Source organism: Nocardia sp. NPDC058497 (assembly GCF_042720195.1).
Lineage (GTDB): Bacteria > Actinomycetota > Actinomycetes > Mycobacteriales > Mycobacteriaceae > Nocardia.
Genome location: NZ_JBHXMY010000298.1, coordinates 1,912 through 7,249 on the forward strand (window position 1 = coordinate 1,912; position 5,338 = coordinate 7,249).

General features: G+C 70.6%; 7 protein-coding genes. 4 read left to right on the top strand and 3 right to left on the bottom strand.

Annotated elements, in window-relative coordinates; translation table 11 throughout:
• Positions 1-241: NAD(P)H-dependent oxidoreductase (locus ACFWPJ_RS19735; protein WP_378853323.1), on the bottom strand; the 241-nt coding region annotated here is incomplete at its 3' end.
• Positions 242-348: 107 nt separating this feature from the next.
• Here ACFWPJ_RS19735 and ACFWPJ_RS19740 point away from each other — a divergent pair.
• Positions 349-957, top strand: coding sequence for a TetR/AcrR family transcriptional regulator (locus ACFWPJ_RS19740; RefSeq protein WP_378853325.1), 609 nt, complete (start codon positions 349-351; stop codon positions 955-957).
• 31 nt (positions 958-988) lie between these two features.
• Positions 989-1,468 (top strand): DUF4240 domain-containing protein, encoded by a 480-nt coding sequence (locus ACFWPJ_RS19745; protein ID WP_378853327.1) that lies wholly within the window; start codon positions 989-991, stop codon positions 1,466-1,468.
• 3 nt (positions 1,469-1,471) lie between these two features.
• Here ACFWPJ_RS19745 and ACFWPJ_RS19750 read toward each other — a convergent pair whose 3' ends face one another.
• Together ACFWPJ_RS19750 and ACFWPJ_RS19755 are read right to left on the bottom strand one after the other, a co-directional pair.
• Positions 1,472-2,332 (bottom strand): ABC transporter permease, encoded by an 861-nt coding sequence (locus tag ACFWPJ_RS19750; protein WP_378853329.1) that lies wholly within the window; start codon positions 2,330-2,332, stop codon positions 1,472-1,474.
• The gene (locus ACFWPJ_RS19755) at positions 2,329-3,222 is read right to left on the bottom strand and encodes an ABC transporter ATP-binding protein (RefSeq protein ID WP_378853331.1); all 894 of its coding nucleotides are present in this window, start codon (positions 3,220-3,222) and stop codon (positions 2,329-2,331) included. The genes ACFWPJ_RS19750 and ACFWPJ_RS19755 overlap by 4 nt, the downstream gene beginning before the upstream one ends.
• Before the next feature lie 214 nt (positions 3,223-3,436).
• On the opposite strand from ACFWPJ_RS19755, the gene ACFWPJ_RS19760 reads away from it, so the two are divergent.
• A complete protein-coding gene (locus ACFWPJ_RS19760; protein WP_378853333.1) occupies positions 3,437-4,828 on the top strand; it encodes a sensor histidine kinase in 1,392 nt (463 codons plus the stop codon).
• Positions 4,825-5,338 (top strand): response regulator transcription factor (locus ACFWPJ_RS19765; RefSeq protein WP_378853335.1); only part of this gene is annotated, 514 nt, incomplete at its 3' end. The genes ACFWPJ_RS19760 and ACFWPJ_RS19765, both read left to right, overlap by 4 nt.

The window sequence follows — 5,338 nt, forward strand, 5'->3', positions numbered from 1 at the left end:
GCGGGGCTGCGCGGCCGTCGGGGGGGCGGGTGCGGGGCGCGCCGCGCGGCGGTGCTGTGGGGGGGCGCGCTGCCGCCCCCCCCCGCCGCCCGTGCTGGGGGGGGCGCGCCCCGGTCAGGTCTCGGTAGGTGTACTCGCCGTCCGGTGCCTCGGCGCGCCAGGCCTGGACGAATTCCGCGCCGAGCCTGCGGCTCAGCGACCGGGTGCGAGCGCTGGCGTCGAGGTGCAGCAGGTGTGTCATGGTCGAGCCTTCCATAAATGGACAACATGTCCGGTTGCCATGTCTCGACGATAGAACACAAGTGGACAGCTTGTCCACATATTCGTTTCTGGGCTACAGTCGACATCATGGAGCCCCGATCCGACCTGCTCACCGGCACGGCGCTGGACGCACCGCAGCCCGCCGAGCGCACCGACGCGGCCCGTAACCGGGCGAAGGTGCTGGCGGCGGCCGCCGAACTGTTCGCCACCCGCGACCCGCGCACGGTCACCATGGACGACATCGCGAAGGCGGCGGGCGTCGGCCGCGGCACCCTCTACCGCCGCTACCCCGACCGCACCGCGATCGCCGTCGCCCTGCTCGACGAACACGAACGCGCGCTGCAGGAACAACTCCTGCGCGGGGAACCCCCACTCGGCCCCGGCGCGTCACCCGCCGACCGGCTCGCCGCCTTCTATGCCGCGATGGTCGAATTGCTCACGGCCCATGCGCATCTGGTACTCGGGGCCGAATCCGGCGGTGCGCGGTTCGCCACCGGCGCTTACGGATTCTGGTCCGCCCATGTGCGCGCGCTGATCGTCGAAGCTGGTGTCGCGCAACCTGATTCCCTGGTCGATCCTGCCCTCGCGCCCGTGGCAGCCGAGGTCTATCTGCACCAACGCGAACGCGGACTCTCACCCGGCCAGATCACCGAGGGGCTGGCGGCGCTGGCCCACCGCCTGCTCGACCAGTCCTGACCTGTCGGCCCCTGCCGCTACCGTCACGCGGGTGACGACACTTCCTACCGACACCGAAGCCGCTCGATTCTGGGCACTGATCGAAACCGCCTGGGAGCGAACCGGATCCGGGTCGCGCCGCGCTCTCCTCGACGGCGAATTCGACGACGACATCCTCGGCCGATTCGTCGACGCCCTGCGCTCGCTGAGCACCGATTTCACCAGCGCCGAACTGACCGCACTGGACCGGGTCGCCGAACGCGCGCTCTACGACATCGACCGCGCCGACATCCAGGAAATCACCGACGGCTCCGACGACGGCTTCCTCTACGCCCGCGGCTTCATCGTCGCCATGGGCCGCGAGTATTACGAGGCCGTGCGCGCCGACCCGGAAGCCGCGCTGCCGGACGCCGAGTCCGAGGAGATGTGTTACTTCTTCGCCCACCTGCACGACAAGCTCTACGGCGATTTCCCGGACACGGGTTCGGGCATCTCGCGCGAGACCGCATCGAACCCGGCCGGGTGGTCCTGAGAATCAGGTCAGGTCGCGGCGGGTCATCAACCAGATGGTGCCGCCCGCGAAGGCCAGTACGTAGGCGGTGAGCAGGGCGAGGGACTCGCCGCGGGTGAGGATGTCGAGGACGCCGGGGGTAGCCGGGCCGCTGACGGTGCGCATCGCGCCTGCCAGGGATCCGGCGGCGGTTCCCGGCAGCAGGTCGGTGAACGTCTCGATGGGACCGAAGATGGCTGCCACGCCGCGCAGCAGGTTCTCGACGACGAGCACCCAGACCAGGCCGAGGCCGACCGCGAGGGCGGGGCCGCGCGCGATGGCGCCGATCAGTGCGCCCGCCAAGGTCCACATGCTCAGAATGGCTGTGCCGGAGATGATTCCGAGAAGCGATCGCTCCAGGGATGGCAAGGTGAGCGGCTGACCCTCACTCACCGCGATGAGCGAGGCGACGCCAAGGTCGACGGCGAACGCCACGCAGACCAGGGCCACCACCACGACCACCAGGCTCACGAGCAGGCCGCCGACCGCTGCCGGGCGGCTCGGTCCCTGGGTGAACACGGTTTTCCAGGTTCCCCAGCCGTACCCGCTGCCGACCGCGAGCGCGCCCAGGATGAGCATCAGCGCGCCGCCGAACATCGCCATGCCCTGGGTGAAGACCTCCGGGACGGCGGCGGGCATGAGCTGGCCGAGCAGGACGTCGCGGGGCAGACCGTCCGACATGGCGCCGCTCTCGCCGGAGGTGTAGGCGAGGTAGTTGAACAGGTAGGCGAAGGTCAGGTTCAGCAGGACCCACACGCCCAGCACGATCCAGAACGCCGGCCAGCGACCGAGCCGCACCGACTCCGCGCGCATACTCGTCCACAGATCTCTTGTCACATCGGTCATTTCGCGACCTCCATAGCCGTCATCTCGAAAAAGACTTCTTCCAGGGATTTCTCGTCGACGCGCAGTTCCAGCAGGTCGGCGCCCGCCGAGACCACGGCGCGGGCCACCACCGGCGCCATCGCGGCAGACGTTTCGACCCTGATCCCGTCCGCGCTCGCCCGTGCGGGAGCGACGGTGCGAATCGCGTCGAGGGCGATGTCGGCGGGTTCGGCGCGCACCAACAGTGCTGCGGCGCCGCGCAATTCGGCGACGGTCGATTCGGCGAGCAGCCTGCCGCCGGAGATCACGCCGACGCGGTGACAGATCTCCTGCACCTCGGCGAGCTGGTGACTCGACAGCAGCACGGTGCGCCCGTCGGCCGCGAGATCGGTGATGAGCGTGCGCATTTCGGCCAGACCCGCGGGATCGAGGCCGTTGGTTGGCTCGTCGAGGATCAGCAGGTCCGGGTCGCCGAGCAGGGCGGCGCCGACGCCGAGGCGCTGTTTCATCCCCAGCGAATAGGTGCGGAAGCGGTCGCCTGCCCGGTCGGCCAGGCCCACTCGTTCCAGCGCCTTCTCGACGTCGGCGGTGCCGTGACCGCGGTAGCGCGCCAGCACGCGCAGGTTGTCGCGGCCCGAGAGGTAGGGGTAGAAGCCGGGACCCTCGATAAGGACGCCGATGCGGCGCAAGACCGCCGGGTCGCCCGGTGCGAGGCCGCGCACCCGGGCGGTGCCCGCGCTGGGGCGGATCAGGCCGGCCAGCATGCGCAGGGTGGTGGTTTTGCCGGCGCCGTTGGGGCCGAGGAAGCCGTAGATCTCGCCTGCGGCGACTCGCATGCTCACCGCGTCCACCGCGATGTGCTCGCCATAGCGCTTGGTCAGCTCGTCGGTGACCACGATCGAATCGTTCATGGGAATCAGAATCCGCGCCGATGGGGTGCCGGGGCATCCGTCGCGGAGCGGCTTCGTGACTACGTCGCGCGGACTACTCGCTGTCGTTCCCGACGCTGGATATTCGCCTCGACCGGCCCGCTGACCGGCCGCTGTGGCGCCGCAGGATGGTTCGCACCGGAATTACGGGCGCAGGCCGACGCGGAGGGCGGCCCTACGCAATAGGGTGAGTGAGGTGGGAGCGTCTGCGAAATGGGAGCGTGGCTCGGTCGTTGTGGACTGGGGCCTGGCAGTGGTGGTCGCGGTGATCCAGCTCGCCGGGAGTTCCGGTGCGAATACGCATCAGAGCGGGGTGCGCTCGCTCGACGCGTTCGCGTACCTGTTGCTGCTCGCCGGTCCGATCGCGCTCGGTTTCCGGCGCGTGCTGCCCGAACCGGTGCTGCTGGTCGCCCTGCTCGCGGCGGTGTCGTATGTGCTGCGCGACTACGGCTACGGGCCGATCTTCCTGTCGCTGATCATCGCGTTCCTGACCGCCGCGGTCAACGGATCACGGTGGCGCACATACCCGGTGGCCGCGGTCGGCTATCTGACGATGGTGTGGCCGCTGCCCGCGCTGCTCGGGCGCGACACCGACGCGTGGCAGATCTTCGGCCTGCTGGCCTGGATCGGTGTGCTCGTCGGGATCGCCGAGGGGGTGCGGCAGCGGCGGGCGGTGGTGCTCGCGCGCAGGCAGCGGGCCGAGGCCGCGCGCCGCGACGAGCAGGCGCAGCAGGCCAGGGCCGCCAGCGAGGAGCGGCTCGCCATCGCCCGTGAGTTGCATGATGTTCTCGCGCACAGTCTTTCGCTGATCAATGTGCAGTCCTCGGTGGCCCTGGAGCTGTTCGACCGGAAACCGCAGCAGGCGGCGGCCGCGCTCGCCACGATCAAGACGACCTCCAAAGAGGCGCTGGCCGAGGTGCATACGCTGCTGCATGCCATTCGCAGTGGTGTGGCGGCGGCACCCCCGGTCGAGGAATACGCCGAGCCTGCCGCCGATTCGCCCGCGCCCGTCGCTCCTGTCGCGCCGCCCCGGCCCGCTCCCCGCGCGCCCGCGCCGTCGCTCGATGATCTCGACACCTTGCTCGAGCGCACCAGGGCGACCGGGCTCGATGTCGACACCAAGATCATCGGGACGCCCAAGAAGCTGCCCAGCGTGATCGATGTGGCCGCGGCCAGGATCATCCAGGAATCGCTGACCAATGTGGTGCGGCACGCGCCCGGCGCGGCGGCCGTGATCACCCTGCGCTACACGCCCGAATCGGTCGACATCACCATCGACAACACGCGGCCGACGAGTACCGCGGTGCGCACCGGTGCGGGTGGGAACGGGATCATCGGCATGCGGGAGCGGGCGCACGCGCTCGGCGGGGCGCTCACGGCCGGGCCACGGCCGTCCGGTGGGTTCCGGGTGGCGGCCAGATTGCCTGCCAAACCTGCGGCCACGGCGGCCGAACCGCGCAACAACGCATCGCGTGCCTCCCGCCAATCCGCCTCTGCCGCGGGCTCCGCCACCGGGGGTGCAGGCGCCGGCGCAGGCGGCACGGGCTCCGCGGAGGCTGGCGCTGACGGTAAGGAGGCCAGCGCATGAGCGACCCCGACGACCGGTTCGACGCACGCAAGACGCGCGTGCTGGTCGCCGATGATCAGGCGCTGGTGCGTGGCGGGTTCGTCGCGCTGCTCGACGCCCAGGACGACATCGAGGTCGTCGGCGAGGCCGAGAACGGCGAGCAGGCCGTCCGGATGACCCGCGCGCTCGTCCCCGATGTGGTGCTGATGGACATCCGCATGCCCATCCTCGACGGCCTGGCCGCGACCCGCATGATCGCCGACGAGGCCGCGCTCGCCGAGGTCCGCGTCGTCGTCCTCACCACCTTCGAGCTCGACGAATACGTCTTCGAGGCGATCCGGGCAGGCGCGGCGGGCTTCCTGGTCAAACACACCGAACCCGCCGACCTGCTCCGCGCCGTCCGCGTGGTCGCCGCGGGCGACGCCCTCCTCTCCCCCGGCGTAACCCGCCGCCTCCTCGCCGAGTTCTCCACCCACGCCAAACAACCCCCCCCCCCCCCCCCGGGCGCGCGCACCCGCCCCGCACGCCGGG